This is a genomic window from Desulfomonilaceae bacterium (assembly GCA_041662605.1).
In the GTDB taxonomy this organism is placed as follows: domain Bacteria; phylum Desulfobacterota; class Desulfomonilia; order Desulfomonilales; family Desulfomonilaceae; genus CAJBEZ01.
Genome location: JBAZSD010000005.1, coordinates 18,465 through 36,926, shown reverse-complemented (window position 1 = coordinate 36,926; position 18,462 = coordinate 18,465). Strand labels below are relative to the sequence as shown.

Below are 18,462 nucleotides of genomic sequence, written 5' to 3'. Positions count from 1 at the left end.
TACCTGTTTCTCCTTTCCGTTTCTCCGTCTCTATATTTTTAGATTGTCTAACAAATCTCTTTTATGATATTGCTTCTCCGGCACAATATATTGTGGGTGTCTAATAATGTCACGCGTGATTTGTATATGTAATCAAAAAGGTGGTGTGGGAAAAACTACCACGGCGGTTAATTTGTCCGCGTGTCTTGCCATGTCCAACAGAAAGACTTTGTTAATAGATCTCGACCCACAGGCTAATGCGTCTACCGGTGTTGGTTTTCGTCTACAACCTGGTGAGAATTCCATTTATCAAGCCCTAATTAATCAAAGCTCACCCGAATTAGTAATTAAAGAAACTGAAATTAATGGATTTTCAATAATACCCTCTTCTCAGGATTTAATTGGAGCTGAGGTGGAGTTAGTGAGCTTGGAAAACAGGGAACAATTTTTATCAATATTGATAAAAAAAATACCATCAATTTTCGACTATATTATAATTGACTGTCCGCCATCTTTGGGCTTTTTGACTCTCAACGCATTAGTAGCCGCAGAATCTGCAATAATTCCTATTCAGTGTGAATATTACGCATTAGAAGGAGTTAGCGCTTTACTCAAAACAATTCAAAAAGTTCAGCGTATATTTAATGAGTCTCTCTTCATTTGTGGCTTCGTTTTGACCATGTTTGACTCCAGAAATAATATTTGTCATCAAGTAGTTGATAACGTAAGACAAAATCTTGGAACTCAAGTTTTTAAAACAGTTATTCCAAGAAACGTAAGGCTTTCAGAGGCCCCAAGTTTTGGAAAGCCTGTTTTGCTCTATGATCCCCAATCTACGGGAGCCACAAGTTATATGTCGCTCTCAATGGAGATTCTGGATGCTGAAATCCAAAGAAGTAACTAAAAAAAGAAACGCTCTTGGATTGGGTTTAGATGCGCTGATCCCTGTAAGCTTCCAGGAACAGGATGACTTTTCCCGAATTCAATCAAAAATTGTCCCTGTTGATGCCATTCAGCCAAATCCCAACCAACCACGGCGGAAATTCGATGATCAGGCATTGATGGAATTGGCTTCCTCGATCAAAGAAATAGGATTAATTCAACCTATAATTGTTAGAGTCGTTAATCCCGGATCTTATGAAATAGTAGCAGGTGAACGAAGATGGCGAGCGGCTCTTTTGGCAAAACTCGCTAGTGTTCAGGTGATGATTCGTAATGTTACCGATCAAGAATCATTAGAAATTGCTTTGATCGAAAATCTTCAGCGAGAAGATTTGAATCCTTTGGAAACAGCGGAAGCATATGAAACGTTAATTCTCAAATTTTCATATACACATGAAGCTTTGGCTACAAGGATGGGCAAAGATCGTACTGATATCACTAACCATTTGAGACTATTAAGATTACCTGAACCAGTTAAAAGTCATGTCAGAGAACGGGCGATCTCAATGGGACACGCTAGGACCCTTTTAGCGGTGGATCGAATTGAGATGCAACTATCTTTGACTGAAAAAGTGGTTCGTAGAAAACTTTCAGTCCGCGAACTGGAACGCATTGTTCAAAACTACAAAAAGAAAAACGATCTCAAGAATCACGGACAAAACTTGAGTATCGATTACAAAACGAAAGATCTTGAAAAAGCCCTCTCTAGAAAATTTTCGACGAAAGTAAATGTTCGTAGGAATAATTCAGGTTCTGGACAAGTGGAATTCCACTTTTATTCTGATGAAGAGTTACTTCGCTTCTTAGACAGCATTGGCTTTTCGGAAGAATTATCTTGAAAATAAATTGGTCGCATGTTACCGTTTAAAAATAATATCTTATTAATTTTGTTTGAATTTTCACATCATGAACCTCTGGGAAGAATGCCTAAAGAAATTAAGTGTCCAGATCAACGAACACTCATTCGTAACCTGGCTATCCCCTGTTCTCTGCGAAAAAGTTTCTGATTACGAAATAATACTATCTGTTCCAAACAATTTTTTTGCCACCTGGATAAAAGATAATTATTTACGATTTATCTCAACTTCTCTTCTTGAATTGACAGGAAAAGATTTTAAGATTGAATTTACTAATAGGGGAGAATCCTGTGCCGAAACCACTCCATCCGATAAAAACAATACTCTTTTGGAAGATATTCCGCCAATTTCCAATAATCGAGACTTTGCCCGAAAATGCAATCTAAATCCTCGATATACTTTTGACAGTTTCGTTGTTGGATCATGCAATCAATTTGCCCACGCAGCGGCTAGGTCTGTATCGGAAAACCTTGGCGGAAGTTATAATCCTCTATTTATTTATGGAAGTGTTGGTCTGGGAAAAACTCATTTGATGAGCGCTGTCGGTTATTCCGTGATTATCAAAAATAGAAACAAAAATATTGCCTTTGTGACTTCGGAAGAATTTACCAATGAAATGATTAACGCTATTCGTTTCGACAGAATGGTTGATTTCAGAAACAAATATCGCAAGCTGGATTTGTTGATGATTGACGATATTCAATTTATAGCTGGAAAAGAAAGAACCCAGGAAGAATTTTTCCATACCTTTAATTCTCTTTACGAAACTTCAAAGCAAATCGTTATCACTTCTGATCGATTTCCTAACGAAATATCAGAAATGGAACATAGATTGAGATCCAGATTTAGTTGGGGTCTGATAGCCGATATGGGAGTTCCTGATCTTGAAACAAAAGTGGCTATCCTTAAACGAAAGGCTTTTGAAGATTCTTTTGATTTACCTGATGAGGTAGCATATTTTTTGGCTCAACAGGTTGAATCTAATATTAGGGAGTTAGTAGGTTATTTGATTAGAGTTATAGCCATGAGTTCACTTCAGGGAATTCCAATATCAATAGACTTGGCTAAAATTGCTCTTCGCGAAATTTTACACCGAAACACCAAGAATATAACCATAGAAGATATAATATCTCATGTTTCCAGAGCTTTTAATGTCAAAGTCACAGACTTGAAGTCAAAAAAGAAACATAAACTTTACTCTTTGCCTCGACAGGTTGGAATGTACTTAGCCAGAAGTCTCACTGACCTATCATATCCTGAAATTGGGGCAGCATTCGGAGGAAAAGATCATTCAACCGTAATTTATGGTTCAAAAAAAATTGAGAAGCGACTAGAAACGGACAATTCTTTGAAGACCATGTTGGAAGCTCTCAGAAAAGACATAAGAGGTGTTTGAACTGATATTTACATGAATAAATGTTGTGGAATTAATGTGGAATAATTTAGATTTAAACTTATCCACAAAATTCACACAAGTAAACTCTCAGATTTGTCAACAGGCGTTGGTCACTGTTGTTCTGCTTTTCGTTCGGTTTTCCAGTATTTCACAGTCCTTATTATGACTACTAAATTTATTTTTAAAAAATAAGAAGAATATAAGAATAAGGAGACTCTCAATGATCTTTGAAATAGAAAAAGATTTGCTTGTAGAAGGTATGTCGAAAATTGTCTCTATAACTGAAAGAAGGTCTCCTCTTCCAATTCTCACACATGCCCTTCTCGAAACAAAAAATTCTCATTTATTTATAACCGCTACTGACCTGGAAGTAGGCATTAAAGTGTCTTACAATTGTTTGGACTGCGAAGATGGAATCTGTACTGTTCCTGCGAGAAAATTTCTGGAAATTGTAAAAGAGCTATCATCCGGTATAATCAAAGTTGAACTACAAGAGAGATTTCGGCTTAAAATAACGTCTGGGCGTTCTTCTTTTGATATAGCTGGAATGGACCCTAATGATTTTCCTGCGTGGTCATCCATAGACGATGTGGAAAGCAGCGAAATATCATGTCAAAAACTTACCAATATGCTGGATAAGACGCTATTTGCATCGTCAAATGATGACTCAAGATTTAACTTGAATGGAATTTTGATTGAGAAAAACGACGATAAAATAAGATTCGTTGCTACTGATGGTCATCGATTGGCCTTGATCGACGAAGAAATGGATCTACCTTTGACTTCTCGAGTCATTGTTCCAAAGAAAGGACTTATGGAACTGAAGAAGCTTGTTGAAGGTCAAAAAGATAATGCCCAAATCGGCTTTGAACGGAAGAATATGGTCTTAAAAACCGAAAAAGCTTTGATGACCATAAGATTGATCGAAGGGGATTATCCTGACTATTTGAGAGTTTTGCCTACTGAAAGCTCAAAGATAATTATAGCCAAAAAAACTTCCCTGATACAGGCTCTAAAAAGAATGGCCATATTTACATCAGACAGAAATAAAGGCGCAAATATGGTTATTAAAACCAATCAAATAGAGTTTAATGTTACTCACCCTGATTTGGGAGCGGCTACGGATATTTTAGAAGTAGAATATAATAATGAGGAAGAAATAAATTTGATAGTAAATGTGACTTATATGATAGACGCTGTGAGTAATGTTGATTCTGAAGCCGTAACAATGGAATTTTTTAAGGAAGGATCGCCGGTAAAATTCATGGCTAGTCAGGATTCAAACTTCTTTAGTATAGTCATGCCCATGAGGAAATAAAAACCATAACGTTAAGAAAAGTATTGCTTCAAATTTTATCAAAAACTTCGGAAAGGTGACAGGTAAGAATTGGTAGATTCAAATGATTATGGCGCAGACCAAATAAGGGTATTAGATGGTTTAGACGCTGTTCGTAATACTCCTGGAATGTATATAGGAAATACGGGATCAGAGGGCCTCCATCAGCTTGTGTGGGAAGTAGTGGATAACTCGGTTGATGAAGCGCTAGCCGGATTCTGTAAAAATATATCTGTAACTATTCATCTGGATTCATCAATTACCATAGAAGATGATGGCAGAGGTATCCCTACAGATATGCATCGAACTGAGGGTATTCCAGCGGCGGAAGTAGTTATGACTATACTTCACGCTGGTGGAAAATTTGACAGTGATACTTACAAAGTATCTGGTGGTCTTCATGGTGTGGGGGTATCCGTTGTAAACGCTTTAGCAGAAACTCTGAAACTGGAGATCAGGCGTGGTGGACAAGTTTATAGGCAAATATACAAAAAGGGAAAAAAATATACAGATCTTGAGATAGTAGGCGCAACAAAAAGAAATGGAACAAAAATTACTTTTAAAGCTGATTCAGAGTTTTTTGGACAGCTTGAATTCAACTACGAAATAATAGCCTCTCGGTTACGGGAACTTGCATATCTAAATAAAGGGCTTCGGATAAATTTTGAAGATGAGCGCTCACAAAAGCAGCCTGAAGTATTTGAGTTTGAAGGTGGCATCAGGTCGTTTGTGGAACACCTCAATCGCGCAAAAAAAACAATGGAAGGCAGACCTATCTATATCTCGGCAGAAAAGGACAACAATTTCGTAGAATGCGCTATTCAATATAATGATGGATATGCAGAGACAGTTTTTACATTTTGTAACAATATAAATACTTTTGAGGGAGGAACCCATCTATCAGGTTTTAGAGCCGCTTTGACCAGAACAATAAATCAATACGCGAACTCCAAAGGTCTGTTCAAGAATGGCAAAAGTCAGGCTAGTATCACGGGTGAAGATTTGAGGGAAGGTTTGACAGTTGTTTTGAGCGTAAGGATGTTGAATCCTCAATTTGATAGCCAAACTAAGTCAAAACTCGGAAATATGGACATTAAAGGAATTGTAGAACAATTAATAAATGAGAAATTGTCGGAATATCTTGAAGAAAATCCTCAAGGAGCCCGCTGGATAATTCAAAAAGCCGTGGACGCGGGTAGGGCCAGGGATGCGGCTCGTAAAGCCAGGGAATTAACCAGACGTAAAAGCGCATTGGAGTCATCGGCTCTACCTGGAAAATTGGCTGATTGTCAAGAAAAGGATCCAGCAGAATCTGAATTGTTCATAGTTGAAGGAGAATCGGCCGGTGGATCCGCAAAACAGGGAAGAGACCGAAAATCTCAGGCAATTTTACCTTTGAGAGGTAAGATACTAAATGTTGAAAAGTCCAGACTCGATAAAATAGTACAGAGCGCAGAAATAAGAGTTCTTATTACAGCATTAGGAACTGGTATAGACGATGATTTTGATATTTCTAAAATTCGATATCATAAAGTTATTATTATGACCGACGCTGATGTAGATGGATCACATATACGAACACTGTTGTTAACATTCTTTTTTAGATGCGTCCCTGAAATAATCGCAAGAGGATACCTTTATTTTGCTCAACCACCGCTTTTCAAAGTGAAAAAAGCTAGAACGGAATTTTATATAAAAGATGAAGCTTCACTGGAAGATGTAGTTTTGAATAACGGTTTGGAGAATATGAGGTTGAAACAGTCTGATGATTTATACATAGAGGGACCGTTACTTATTAACCTTATAAAGAATATTCTTAGAATGGAAAAAATACTTGGTCTATTTGAGCGAAAAAACATGGATCCAATCATTCTAAAATCACTGATCATGGAGGGATTAACTCAGGAGACTCTTTCTAAATACGATGAATGCGAATCTTTAGTAAATAGAATGATCAATACGGTAAAAAGTTTGGATAAGGAAATATCAATTAATGAAGTAAAAATTGATAAAGATGAAGAGGAATCCAAATATTATATAGAAATTAAATCGAAAAGAAACGGAACGGACAGAAGAACAAAAGCTGATTTTGAATTGACGGAATCACCGTCTTTTCTTGAAATGGCGCTGATAGCCGCTAAGGTCAATATGATAGGATCACCTCCTTTTGTACTTGAAAGCGAGCAGATCAAAATAGAGATTCCATCACTTTCCATGTTGGTTGAAACCGTCGTGGAACAGGGTCGAAAAAAGCTGACAATCCAGAGATATAAAGGTCTTGGAGAAATGAACGCTGAACAGCTTTGGGATACTACCATGAATCCTGAACACAGAAAAATTCTTCAGGTAACAGTAGATGACGCTGTTAAAGCTAATGAAATATTTTCTACTTTAATGGGTGACCAGGTTGAACCGAGAAGAGATTTTATTGAAAAAAACGCTTTAAATGTTATGAATCTGGATTACTGAAAAGTATCAGTCGAAAAAGAGAAAGCAGGCTATAAGCCTGCTTTCTTTATTTATCAAGAGAAAAATATTTTAATTCGTTAGAGGGTAGGTCTTGGGAGTAAACCAGCTTTTTCAGCTATTTCCCCTACTTTTTCTTCCCATTCAATAGCCATAATGTGAACACCGGCAATACCTTTAATTTCCTGAAGCCGTTTGATGGTTTCTACAGCAATAGTTATACCTTCTTCAGCCTGCTTTTCTTTAGGCGTATTTTTCATCCGCTGCAGCAATTCATCCGGGACATCCATTCCAGGAACATTGTTAGCCATATATCGAGCCATACCGAAACTTTTGAACGGGGTAACTCCTCCGAGTATATAAACTTTTTCGTGCAACCCCATATCAACTACTTGCTTCATCCAGTCTTCAAATTTTTTCAAGTTGAATATACACTGGGTCTGAACAAAATCGACACCGGCTGCAACTTTTTTACCGAGTCTAGGGGCTCTAATTTCAAAAGGATCGGCGAAAGGATTAGCGGCAGCTCCAATAAATAGTTTTGGAACTCCTTTAATTTCATCCCCGCTAAGAAATTTACCTTCATCACGCATAATTTTAACGGTATTTATGAGTTGGATTGAATCCAAATCAAAGACGTTTTTGGCTGGAGGATGATCCCCGAATCTTTGATGATCTCCGGAAAGGCAGAGCATATTTTTTACCCCCAGGGCGGCTCCCCCAAGGATATCACTCTGTATGGCAATTCGATTCCGATCTCTACAAACCATCTGCATGACAGGTTCCATTCCCTCCTGTATCATAATTACCGCAGAGGAAATAGAAGACATACGGACAACTGAAGTTTGATTATCAGTTATATTGAAAGCATCGGCTTTATTCTTAAGGAGTTTGCATTTCGTGCGGATTACTTGCGCATCCGCTCCCCGCGGCGGACCACACTCTCCAGTAACTGCGAAAGTCCCTGATTTTAAGACCCTCTCTAGGTTGCTGCCTGATTTAAATTCATCGCTCATCTTTGAAAATCCTCCCTGATCATCTTACGAGGACCTCCGTCTCTGTTGGTCCGCCAATCATTAATTGGCATCATAGCGTTGTAACGATCCATCTGGTTAAGGGATTTGAGTCGATCCAGTATGAGCTGCCATGCGCAATCTACTTCCGGGTCAATTTCACATTTTCCTTTCGTTGAACCGCCGCACGGACCGTTTAGAAGACTCTTTGAACATCTCGCAATCGGACATATTCCGCCTGTGAAATACAATTTGCATTCACCACAGGTCTGGCATCTCTCAACATAGTAACCTTCCTTTTTTGAACCACCGACAAAGGTCGTGTTCAAAGCAGGATAGATGGGAACATCTTTGTACCTTTCGGCCATAAACTGAACACCTGCTCCGCAAGCCATGGACAGTATGACTTCTACTTCCGAAGCGATGCCTTCCGCTAGTTCAACATACTCTGGGTCGCACTGCCTCTCGAGCGTCTTTTCGATAATTTCTATTGGGTTGCCTTCTTTATCGCGAGCCATTCTCAACTGACTGGATAAAACCCGGACTTCATCCTGCCCCCCTGTGAGACATACGGTCACACATCCGCCGCAACCCATAACGGCAATCTTTTTAACACCCTCCAACATTTTCATTATTTCATCGAAGGGTTTTCTTTCACCTATAACCATCTCGTGCCTCCAATCGGACGTTCAGAAACTAAAATAGGCGCTGTATTAAGCGGCGTCACTCTGAATATGAAACTTCTTATTCAGAGGGCTCGGACCTAACTGTTTTATCCTCTCTACAAATTCACGAGCTACTTCTGCAAAACGAGGCCCCATGGCTGCGCTCATGTTGAACATTTCCAGTCTTTCGGGTTCCAAACCAACTTCTTGAATAAGTTTTTTCGTATAGTTAACTCTTGGTTTGGCGACGAGGTTTCCCTGGATAAAATGACAGTCTCCCTCAAGACATCCAGCGACATAGACACCGTCAGCGCCTTTTTCAAAAGCTCGCAAAAGGAAAATAGGGGTTACCTTCCCGGTGCAGGGAAGGCGAATAATGCGTATGTTAGTAGGGTATTCCAACCGCATGCTTCCCGCTAAATCGGCTGCGCCGTAGGCGCAATAATGGCAACAAAAGGCCACTACTATAGGCTCAAACTCTGGCATAGTTATCGACTCCCGATTTTTTCAAAAATGAAAAATAGATGGGCTCAAACTGCAATTTAGACCAAGAGAAAAAATTTTTCAAGTTTCGAAGACTAAGAAACACACGGATTTTTTAGATTGATTCCCACAAATCCTGAACTAAGTTCCTATCTAATAACTTACGAATGAAATAGAGATCTTCTGATGTTTCAAAATTTCGAATCTTTTCTTCCGAAATAAAGGTCTCAACAAAAAAGGGCCTTTTTGCAAAGAGGCCTTTAAGTAAAACCGACAAAGGATATCCAAGATTTTCCGGCCCACCTTCGTATAATCGCACAAAATCATCAGCCTGTGTCCTTAAATCCAGGATAAGACTATACCCCACCCTAAATAAAAGCTCCATGTGATTCGCTGTTAAGATTAAGCTTCCCTTTCCAATATCCAGTTTTGAAATATTTTCCAAAGCTATATTTATATAACCCGAAGCTTTTTTCAGACTATCTATCAAGTGTTCAAGATTCCCAGGCTCTTTGACGTCCGCTATCATTATTTTATTAGCGACGTGCGATAATTCCAGAGAAATCCTGTCTTGAATTGACCGACTAGGAATTAAGTTCCAGCAGCGTTCAAAAAAATTTCGTTTCAAAGCTATTTTCAGAGGATAATCAATAAATGTTCCTACAGTAATTTCACCATTACTTTCTCTCGAATTTTCCTGAACTTCCATCGAGATAGCTTTTGGAGAGAGATAACGGTATATTTCTTGAGACTCTTCAAAATCCGGAAAGCCATGATCAGCAAGGCGTCCTGATCTCCATCTGAGAGCCAGATTCTGTATCTCTACCAAATCTGACGATGTCAAATATTGCATGAGATTAAAATAATAATGATCACTCCATCTAAAAATGCCTGTAAGCAATCGCTCAATTGCATCTTTATGAGAATAATCCAGGAATTCAATAAAATAGATGCTGTCCAATGTGAACGAAGGCAAAGAATTTATCTGTTCGGTAAAATCGAGATCTGATTTAACGACTTTCACTTTAACCAACAAATTAATTAAGGAAATCACCAATTCCGGATCTGATGTCTGGAGAAATTGGAAAAGCTTGTCTTCTCCTAAATCAACAAGTTTTTCCAACCAACAATTTGCAGCTTCAGAATCCGGTGTATCTTTCTTCCAGAGTTCGAGATCCAGAATATAAATTAGTTGCTTTGAAGTCGTCAGGCTTAAAAGATAAGTAGCATCATCGATTCCAATACTCTTGATAGTAAAATACATTTCTTTTTCAGAAATGCGTCGAATCAATTCACCCGGGTAACTAAGATTCTGAATAAATTCCTGACGTCCCCTCGGTGAGAGTCTTGCAAAGAGATCAAGCTTATTCTCAAGAGACAGTTTGTCAACACCGCTGACAATTTGCAGATCATCATCCATATACTCACTATTTTTCATGACAAGAAAATATCTTTTTCGTAATGTGAAATCAATTGGGGAAACCCATATTTGGAAATTAAGAAACACGTTTTCTGTAAACAAGAAAAGTGTCTAAGTCTTTTATCAAACAATACGATCTTCAAATAGCAATTTTCAATGAGAGGAGACCGAAAATGGAAAAATTAACAGGTAAGGCTATTATTGCTATGGGAGGCGGTCCTACTGCAGTAATAAACCAATCTTTAGTCGGAGCGGTCCTTCAAGCTAGGCAGTATCCTCATATTACACAGTTCTACGGCGCGTTCCGTGGAGTAGAAGGGTTAGTAAACGAAGAATTCGTAAACTTAACCGAGGCCACCAGACATAATCTGGAAATGGTAGCTCTAACTCCCGGAGCCGGAATCAGAAGCACGAGAGTCAAGCCGGATGAGGAATATTGCCAACGAATTTTTAATGTATGTAAGGCTCATGGCATTCACTACTTTTTTTATATAGGTGGCAACGACTCAGCCGAAACCTGCAGAATAGTCAACAAATTCGCTATGGACGCCGGATATGAATTGCGGGTTACTCATGTTCCGAAAACAATTGATAATGATCTGCGAGTTACTGACCATTGTCCAGGTTATGGTTCAGCGGCGAAATTCGTGGCGCAGGCTTTCATGGGAGTCAATTTGGACAATCGATCACTCCCAGGAGTATATATTGGAGTGGTCATGGGTCGTCACGCGGGTTTTCTTACTGCGGCGTCTGTTTTTGCACGGAAGTACCATGATGATGGTCCACATCTAATCTATGTGCCTGAGCGAGCATTTGATTCTGAAGAATTCCTGGCTAGTGTGGACGCGACTTATAATGAATTTGGAAGAGTCGTGGTAGCAGTATCCGAAGGTATAAAAGACTCATCCGGAAATACCGTAGCCGCAAGTTTGCTGAAGAATTTAGAAAAGGACGCGCATGGCAATATTCAGTTGTCCGGCAATACATCCTTGGGTGACGCTTTGGCTGAATTGGTCAAGAAACGTTTAAATATTAAAAGAGTGCGTTCCGACACATTTGGGTATCTTCAACGTTCATTCCTTGGATGTGTAAGCGCTGTTGACGCGAATGAGGCTAGAGAGGTCGGAGAAAGAGCAGTTCAAATCGCTGCATGGCACCGGATTGACGGCTCAATTACAATTGAAAGAGTTGGAGACTACGGGGTACGCTACAACTTAACCCCATTGGCTGATGTTGCGAAAGAAACCAAAAGCATGCCGGATGAATTCATAAGAGGCGCAAATAATGTTACAGATGAATTTAAAATGTACGCTCGTCCCTTGTTGGGAGAACTTCCTGTCTACGATAGAATCCAGGCTCCTATAGTGGATAAACTTATTAAATAATCAGGAAGCGTCTTTGAATTTGTTAAGATATTATCAACCAGTGATTCATCAATTATTGAATACTGAATTTCAAGATTAGTACTGGAGGCTTTTACGTGCGTAGTGATTTAATGAAAAAGGGTTTGACCAGAGCCCCCTCAAGAGCCTTGCTCAAGGCAATGGGATTTACTGACGAAGAAATAGGCAAGCCATTAATTGGAGTGGTAAATTCGGCTAATGAAGTAGTGCCTGGTCATATACATCTGGATCTTATAGCTGACGCGGTCAAGGCAGGGGTCAGAATTGCCGGTGGAACACCAATGGAGTTTCCGACAATCGGCGTTTGTGATGGTTTGGCTATGGGACATGAAGGCATGAAGTACTCTCTGGCTTCTAGAGAGCTGATAGCGGATTCAATAGAAATCATGGCGATGGCTCATGCTTTTGATGGACTGGTTCTGATCCCCAACTGTGATAAAATTGTCCCTGGAATGTTGATGGCGGCCTTAAGACTTAATATTCCGGCCATTATAGTTAGTGGGGGCCCCATGCTCGCCGGTAGATTTTGTGGTGAAAAAGTTGACTTGATAACAGTATTTGAGGCGGTAGGAAAAGTGTCAGCGGACAAAATGTCCTGTGAAGAGCTGTCCGAACTTGAAAATGAAGCCTGCCCAGGTTGTGGATCGTGCGCAGGGATGTTTACGGCTAATTCCATGAATTGCCTCACTGAAGCGCTTGGACTAGGTCTACCAGGTAATGGAACGATCCCAGCAGTTCATGCCGAAAGGATCAGATTGGCCAAGAGAGCTGGTATGAGCATTATGAATCTGGTTTCGAAGGAAATTCGTCCTAGAGACATAGCTACCAAAGAGGCGTTTGAAAACGCGATTGCTGTGGACATGGCTTTGGGATGCTCTACGAATACGGTCTTGCATCTTCCCGCCATCGGTAAAGAAGCGAAACAGGACATAGATTTAAGATTGTTCGATGAAATTAGCTCCAGGACTCCGCACATCTGCTCACTCTCCCCTGCGGGCACGCATCATCTCGAGGATCTTCATGCGGCTGGAGGAATCCAGGCGGTTTTGAAAGAACTGTTAGAAGCCGGGCTTGCCAATCCAAATGTGCTGACAGTCACTGGAGATTATTTGGGACAGACTTTATTAAAAGCAGCAGTTCGCTTCCCTGAAATAATAAGACCATTAGACCATCCTTACCATGAGCAAGGAGGTATAGCGATTCTATATGGAAATCTGGCGCCCGAGGGGGCAGTGGTAAAACAATCCGCCGTTTCTGAGGAAATGCTTCGAAATAAAGGTCGAGCTAAAGTTTATGACTCGGAAGAAGCGGCGGTCGAGGAAATTCTGTTGGGTAAAATTGAACCCGGAACTGTAGTCGTTATCAGGTATGAAGGACCTAAAGGAGGTCCAGGAATGCGGGAAATGCTGAACCCTACATCTGCGCTTGCTGGGATGGGACTGGATAGGACAGTATGTCTGATCACAGATGGACGCTTCAGTGGTGGAACACGCGGAGCTGCGATTGGTCATGTATCTCCGGAAGCGGCTCATGGTGGTCCCATAGCCATGGTAAAGAATGGAGACGAAATAATCATAGACATACCGAACAAGAAAATTGATTTGAATGTCACGGCTGAAGAGCTTGAAAAACGTAGAGAACAGTGGAGATCGCCCGAACCTAAAATTAAAGAAGGATATTTAGCGAGATACGCCTCTCTTGTGGGTTCCGCCGCTCAAGGGGCGGTCTTTAGATAGATCGAAGCGTATCTGGAGACATCTTGCCAAGATCAGGGAAACGGAATGAACTTTTTTTCATGAAAACCGCCCTAATCATGGCTAAAAAAGCCTACAGCCTGGGGGAAACTCCGGTAGGGGCGATAATTGTCAAAAACGACAGAATAATTGGGTCCGGTTATAACAGAGTTGAGACCGATCATGATCCTACTGCTCATGCGGAAATAGTAGCTTTAAGAAAAGCCACAAGGGCGGCAAGGGATTGGAGATTGATCGGAACAACAATTTATGTTACTTTAGAACCCTGTATCATGTGCGCGGCGGCGCTTTTAAACGCTCGGATCGAACGGGTCATGTTCGGAGCGTGGGACAGCCGATTCGGAGCATTTGGCAGCCTTTTTGATCTATCCCACGATCCTAGATATAACCATGAAATAGAGATTACATCAGGAATTATGAACAAAGAAACGGCTGCGCTATTACGCGACTTTTTTCGTGAGCGACGTTTAAAAACCACCGGCAGATGAGCACATCAGCGGAGAGATGCCCGAGAGGCCGAAGGGGGTTGACTCGAAATCAATTGTACCCGTGAGGGTACCGGGGGTTCGAATCCCTCTCTCTCCGCCACATAACCTATCTATAATATTACACTCAACTTTTTTAAAATATCCAGAAACGGGCGTGCAGACGGCGTGCAAATCCAGTCCATGTCATACATGGAACAACGCCTATAACGGCTAAAACTTACCATCTTGTCTTTTTCCCTCTAAAAAAGAGAAAATAAACGTCACACCTGTCGCTGTATTTATAACACGTTGGTTTAATTGACTAAAAGTAGGTCACAAACACATCCACTGCGCCCGTTTACAGAAAACCTATAGAAATCGATTCAGTTGTCCCAATCTGACCACAGCGCGATCACGGAAATGAACCATAAGGGGACATTAGAAAATACCGGGTTTTTGTCGATGTCCCCAAGGAAACGTTTTGTCGACTCCCAATTTTGGTTCATCAGGGGTCTAGGTTACACAGGCCCACAAGACCAGCATAATTCGTCTCACATTTAATGTCTCTGGCGCCTCGCCAAAGCGAGATCACTTCGTAAGATTTTGTCTTCTCGACATGACGTAGGGCAAATTTACACCTCAAGAATAAATGTCCGATATTGTTTTTGAACAACAATTATCATGGCGCCGAACTTGCTCCTAAGGATCCATTAGGTTGTCTTGTTGAAAACTGTGAAAAGCTCCGGTTATTCCCATGTCCTCTCTCGAAACACTACGCCTTGGGGCTTTATCTTTCTTTAACACAAGACCGATTGACTGATTAATTTGGTCCAAGATGAATTATGTTAATAAAATGAACAGCAAAGATTTTCTCTCACAATACGAAATTATGGAAATTGTTCCATAGAAATATTTCCATACCCTGAGGATTGAATGGAGTAGTAATTGGTTTGTCGTCAAATAAGAAGACTAGTCTGACGAATAGAAAACTGTTTTCTGTGATCCACAAGTCACTCTGAAAACGATGAAGGCGCTCTAAGCGCATCACTAAAAAGGGCGTCTTTGTAAAAGATGGGTCTGCAAGGGTGGAAAAGGATTAAGCGAACGTTTGATTCTCGAGATGTCGAGTTCCTGTTCACCGGACTATTTCACAATGACATCCAGCCATTCGACCTCAAAATCGTTGCCCCGATTACTTTCAGCGTTGCTTCGCAATGAGTTGAGGACCGAAAACTATTAATGGAAACTAATCTGAAGGAGTTCACTGAAGCCGCCAAAGTCCTTATCGTAGACGATGAAAAAGACTTTAGCGATATTCTTTTCCGCGTCGTGAAACAGGCGGGTTTTACTGCGCTGGTAGCTAATGATGGAACGATGGCCCTGGATATGATCCATTCTGGTCTGCCGGACATTGTGCTCTTGGACATCCGAATGCCTGGGACTGATGGGTTTGATGTTATCCGGCAAATCAAGGAGCGGGAAGAGTATAGCGATATCCCGATCATATTCATCAGCGCGTCCACAGAAGTGAAACAGCGGGTAGAAGGCTTGAAGCTCGGCGCTGTAGATTTCATCACCAAGCCTATCGATCATGAAGAGTTGCTGGTTCGTGTCCAAACCCACCTGGAAATGAGTCGATTGCGTGCTCGTCTTGAAAATCAGACGGCCGATTTACAACTGGCCAACGAAAAGCTCAGGAATGAAATTTCTGAGCGCAAAAGGTTGGAGACTGAACGGCTGGAGATCGAGCGAAAGGTTCTACATGCTCAGAAACTCGAGAGTCTCGGTGTTATGGCCGGGGGAATAGCCCACGATTTTAACAATCTGCTGATGGTAGTTTTGGGTAACCTTGGTCTTGCTCTCGAGGATCTGCCTTTGGATTCCGAGGCACGGCAGGATGTCGAAAATGCAATTCAGGCGGCTGAACGTTCAGCGGAATTATCGAGACAGATGCTGATATACACGGGCAGTATATTGAATTCCCCGGTGGCTTTGGATCTCAACGAATGGTTGAACAGAAACAGCGTCCTGTTGAAATTGGGTGTTTCCGAACAAGTCACTCTCAACTTGGCAATCGGCAACGCGCTTCCACCGATTAGAGTGGATGCGGATCAAATACAACGCTTGATTATGAACATTCTGATCAACGCCTCTGAGGCGATTGGGGACAAGAACGGTGAGGTTAGACTTTCTACAGGAGTCATGGATGGCAATGAAGGGTATCTGAGCCATAGCCGCGTTGAAATAAAGCCTGAACCAGGTCGGTTCGTCTTTTTGGACATTTCAGATACTGGTTGCGGAATGGACTTAGAGACGCTGCGCAAGGTTTTTGATCCCTTCTTCACAACAAAGTTCACTGGTCGTGGCCTTGGATTGGCCGAAGCGCTGGGGATAGTAAAGGGGCACCGTGGAGCATTAATTGTGGACAGTCAGATTGGGAAGGGAACTTCAGTCCGTGTTCTATTTCCTGCGTTGCAAGAGGCTCAGGCGACTTCTGTTCAGGTCACGGACATAGTTGAAACTAAGGTTCCAGGGCTCGACACCATTAATCGACGAAAAACTATTCTGTTAGTTGATGACGAGACAGAGGTTCGTAATCTTACTGTCAGGCGTTTAGGCGTCTTGGGCTATGACACGATTACCTCTGTGGATGGGGAGGACGGAGTCAGCGTTTTCCGGGAACGATTGAATGAAATAGATCTGGTGATACTCGACTTTACAATGCCGAGAATGAATGGAGTTGAAGCTTTCGGGGAACTCATACGGATCAAACCGGATGTTAAGGTGATCCTTAGCAGTGGTTACACTGAGGATGTCATACTACAGAGCTTTCCCGACCGACGCCCTGCTAGTATTTTGCGCAAACCATATGATATGAATATCCTCAAAGCGGAACTCGATCGAGTGTTAGGAGCCAATGGATGAAATATTCTAAAGAATCCTGAGATATGGAAAAGGTAAGGCCCCTGCAAGAGATCATCCAGGAACTCCCGGCTTATAAGACAGGATTAAAGAAGCAAAATGAGGACCTGAAAAGAGTTCAGCTCAAATTGGTAAGAGTTCCGGTTTGCCGTTAATTTTGTGCAAGAGCTGTTACTGTAAATATGTTCAGCGACAATATTGCTAGGAAGACACCTTTCGGTGTTTGGAAATAGTTTCTGGGCTGGTGGATGAGGGTTTCTCTCATCCGTCAGACCACTTGCTTGACGCGCGGGTGAGCCAAATCCTCGCCAAGCCTTTATCTCATGAAGGGGTCGTCCAAGAACCGTGCGTTTACAACCAGGAGTTGTCTTTGTACCAATGAAAAGTTTTGGTTAAGGCTTCCACAAGAGAGTGTCGAGGGATCCAACCCAAGTCACGGCGCGCCTTTTCTGAAGAGCAAATCCAATACATCTGATCCATCTCCCGAATTTTTTCTGTCCTGAGCATTTGAGGCTTTCGGGACAACGCCCCAATTACATCGGCAAAACTTCCAAATGTTCGTAAAACAAATTTGGGTAATGGCACAATCAAAACACGGGTACCCATTACTCGAGCGGTATCTTTTATAAAATCGCGCCATATAACTGGATCAGGATTGGCGAGAAAATAAGTTTTTCCAGAACTGTTTTCAGAAAAGGCGCAGCGAACAATTCCTTCGATCAAGTCATCGACAAAAATAACACTAACTCTGCGGTCTCTTCCGGATAAACAAGGCGCCACACCATATTTGCACGATTTGAACACACCCAGAACATCCGTGTCACGGGGTCCGAACACCGTTGAAGGCCTTATGATAGTGATTGGTATCAAATCAACAAAACTTTGCGCCATTTTTTCAGCTTCGAGTTTTGAACGAGCATAAAGAGAAACCGGATTAGGAACATCATTTTCAACAACAGGGTCATCCGAAGAGCGTGCTGGTCCACTTACCGCCTGTGAACTCACGAGTACAAATTTCTTAAAAATTTTGGAGTCAGAGCGTTTAATTACAAACTCCAGCATCCTTTTGGCCAGCTTCACATTTGCTTCGTAATAGCCCTCATAATTTAGAGCCCTGGTGGCTCCTGCAAGATGGAAAAAATATTCAAACCCCTCTGAAACCGTTAAATCCCGTTCGAGTGTTTCAAAAGTAATGATTTTTGTGTTGGAAGATTGTAAATGTTTAACTTTATTCGGTTCTCTAACAGGGCAAATCACCTCAAAATTTCGGTTCAACAGAAGTTGAGTCAAATTACTTCCAATAAAACCCGTACTGCCTGTTACGACACATCGAATTTTACGTTTTTCATTCAAGGGAAC

At 41.3% G+C, this 18,462-nt stretch carries 14 protein-coding genes and 1 tRNA gene; 10 read left to right on the top strand and 5 right to left on the bottom strand.

Going from position 1 to position 18,462, the window contains the following annotated elements:
• Nucleotides 1-106 precede the first annotated feature (106 nt).
• The 5 genes from WC647_05590 (at nt 107) to gyrB (ending at nt 6,979) form a co-directional block, all read left to right on the top strand.
• Nucleotides 107-883 carry a ParA family protein gene (locus WC647_05590; GenBank protein MFA6221768.1) on the top strand — a complete coding sequence of 259 codons (777 nt, stop codon included), beginning with the start codon at nt 107-109 and terminating at the stop codon, nt 881-883.
• Nucleotides 858-1,760 carry a ParB/RepB/Spo0J family partition protein gene (locus tag WC647_05585; GenBank protein ID MFA6221767.1) on the top strand — a complete coding sequence of 301 codons (903 nt, stop codon included), beginning with the start codon at nt 858-860 and terminating at the stop codon, nt 1,758-1,760. The genes WC647_05590 and WC647_05585 overlap by 26 nt, the downstream gene beginning before the upstream one ends.
• A 67-nt stretch (nt 1,761-1,827) precedes the next feature.
• A complete protein-coding gene (dnaA, locus tag WC647_05580; GenBank protein ID MFA6221766.1) occupies nt 1,828-3,174 on the top strand; it encodes a chromosomal replication initiator protein DnaA in 1,347 nt (448 codons plus the stop codon).
• A gap of 220 nt (nt 3,175-3,394) precedes the next feature.
• A complete protein-coding gene (gene dnaN, locus WC647_05575) occupies nt 3,395-4,492 on the top strand; it encodes a DNA polymerase III subunit beta (protein MFA6221765.1) in 1,098 nt (365 codons plus the stop codon).
• Nucleotides 4,493-4,561: 69 nt separating this feature from the next.
• Entirely contained in the window at nt 4,562-6,979 is a 2,418-nt protein-coding gene (gyrB, locus tag WC647_05570; protein MFA6221764.1) for a DNA topoisomerase (ATP-hydrolyzing) subunit B, read from the top strand.
• Between the two features lie 77 nt (nt 6,980-7,056).
• Here gyrB and WC647_05565 read toward each other — a convergent pair whose 3' ends face one another.
• The 4 genes from WC647_05565 to WC647_05550 all read right to left on the bottom strand — a co-directional run bounded on the left by WC647_05565 (nt 7,057) and on the right by WC647_05550 (nt 10,575).
• Nucleotides 7,057-7,992 (bottom strand): methylenetetrahydrofolate reductase, encoded by a 936-nt coding sequence (locus WC647_05565; protein ID MFA6221763.1) that lies wholly within the window; start codon nt 7,990-7,992, stop codon nt 7,057-7,059.
• Nucleotides 7,989-8,657 carry a methylenetetrahydrofolate reductase C-terminal domain-containing protein gene (locus WC647_05560; protein ID MFA6221762.1) on the bottom strand — a complete coding sequence of 223 codons (669 nt, stop codon included), beginning with the start codon at nt 8,655-8,657 and terminating at the stop codon, nt 7,989-7,991. Before WC647_05560 ends, WC647_05565 begins: the two co-directional genes overlap by 4 nt.
• Before the next feature lie 45 nt (nt 8,658-8,702).
• On the bottom strand, nt 8,703-9,140 hold the full coding sequence (locus tag WC647_05555; GenBank protein ID MFA6221761.1) for a hydrogenase iron-sulfur subunit: 438 nt from the start codon (nt 9,138-9,140) through the stop codon (nt 8,703-8,705).
• 112 nt (nt 9,141-9,252) lie between these two features.
• The gene (locus WC647_05550; GenBank protein ID MFA6221760.1) at nt 9,253-10,575 is read right to left on the bottom strand and encodes a DUF6178 family protein; all 1,323 of its coding nucleotides are present in this window, start codon (nt 10,573-10,575) and stop codon (nt 9,253-9,255) included.
• A gap of 155 nt (nt 10,576-10,730) precedes the next feature.
• On the opposite strand from WC647_05550, the gene WC647_05545 reads away from it, so the two are divergent.
• The 5 genes from WC647_05545 to WC647_05525 all read left to right on the top strand — a co-directional run bounded on the left by WC647_05545 (nt 10,731) and on the right by WC647_05525 (nt 17,106).
• Nucleotides 10,731-11,942 carry a 6-phosphofructokinase gene (locus WC647_05545; protein MFA6221759.1) on the top strand — a complete coding sequence of 404 codons (1,212 nt, stop codon included), beginning with the start codon at nt 10,731-10,733 and terminating at the stop codon, nt 11,940-11,942.
• 95 nt (nt 11,943-12,037) lie between these two features.
• Complete coding sequence (gene ilvD, locus WC647_05540; protein ID MFA6221758.1) at nt 12,038-13,696, top strand: dihydroxy-acid dehydratase; 1,659 nt, start codon at nt 12,038-12,040, stop codon at nt 13,694-13,696.
• A 23-nt stretch (nt 13,697-13,719) separates the two neighbouring features.
• Nucleotides 13,720-14,202, top strand: a complete 483-nt coding sequence (tadA, locus tag WC647_05535) for a tRNA adenosine(34) deaminase TadA (protein ID MFA6221757.1) — start codon at nt 13,720-13,722, stop codon at nt 14,200-14,202.
• A gap of 10 nt (nt 14,203-14,212) precedes the next feature.
• Nucleotides 14,213-14,302, top strand: a tRNA-Ser gene (locus WC647_05530).
• A 1,118-nt stretch (nt 14,303-15,420) separates the two neighbouring features.
• Nucleotides 15,421-17,106, top strand: coding sequence for a response regulator (locus WC647_05525; protein ID MFA6221756.1), 1,686 nt, complete (start codon nt 15,421-15,423; stop codon nt 17,104-17,106).
• A gap of 348 nt (nt 17,107-17,454) precedes the next feature.
• Here WC647_05525 and WC647_05520 read toward each other — a convergent pair whose 3' ends face one another.
• Nucleotides 17,455-18,456: an NAD(P)-dependent oxidoreductase gene (locus WC647_05520; protein ID MFA6221755.1), complete on the bottom strand. Its 1,002-nt coding sequence runs from the start codon at nt 18,454-18,456 to the stop codon at nt 17,455-17,457.
• Nucleotides 18,457-18,462: the final 6 nt, after the last annotated feature.

Excerpts from the sequence above, each read along its gene's own strand:
- WC647_05590 (MFA6221768.1), top strand. The coding sequence starts at position 107 with ATGTCACGCGTGATTTGTATATGTAATCAAAAAGGTGGTGTGGGAAAA.
- WC647_05585 (MFA6221767.1), top strand. The coding sequence starts at position 858 with ATGCTGAAATCCAAAGAAGTAACTAAAAAAAGAAACGCTCTTGGATTG.
- dnaA (MFA6221766.1), top strand. The coding sequence starts at position 1,828 with ATGAACCTCTGGGAAGAATGCCTAAAGAAATTAAGTGTCCAGATCAAC.
- dnaN (MFA6221765.1), top strand. The coding sequence starts at position 3,395 with ATGATCTTTGAAATAGAAAAAGATTTGCTTGTAGAAGGTATGTCGAAA.
- WC647_05565 (MFA6221763.1), bottom strand. The coding sequence starts at position 7,992 with ATGAGCGATGAATTTAAATCAGGCAGCAACCTAGAGAGGGTCTTAAAA.
- WC647_05560 (MFA6221762.1), bottom strand. The coding sequence starts at position 8,657 with ATGGTTATAGGTGAAAGAAAACCCTTCGATGAAATAATGAAAATGTTG.
- WC647_05555 (MFA6221761.1), bottom strand. The coding sequence starts at position 9,140 with ATGCCAGAGTTTGAGCCTATAGTAGTGGCCTTTTGTTGCCATTATTGC.
- WC647_05550 (MFA6221760.1), bottom strand. The coding sequence starts at position 10,575 with ATGAAAAATAGTGAGTATATGGATGATGATCTGCAAATTGTCAGCGGT.
- WC647_05545 (MFA6221759.1), top strand. The coding sequence starts at position 10,731 with ATGGAAAAATTAACAGGTAAGGCTATTATTGCTATGGGAGGCGGTCCT.
- WC647_05525 (MFA6221756.1), top strand. The coding sequence starts at position 15,421 with ATGGAAACTAATCTGAAGGAGTTCACTGAAGCCGCCAAAGTCCTTATC.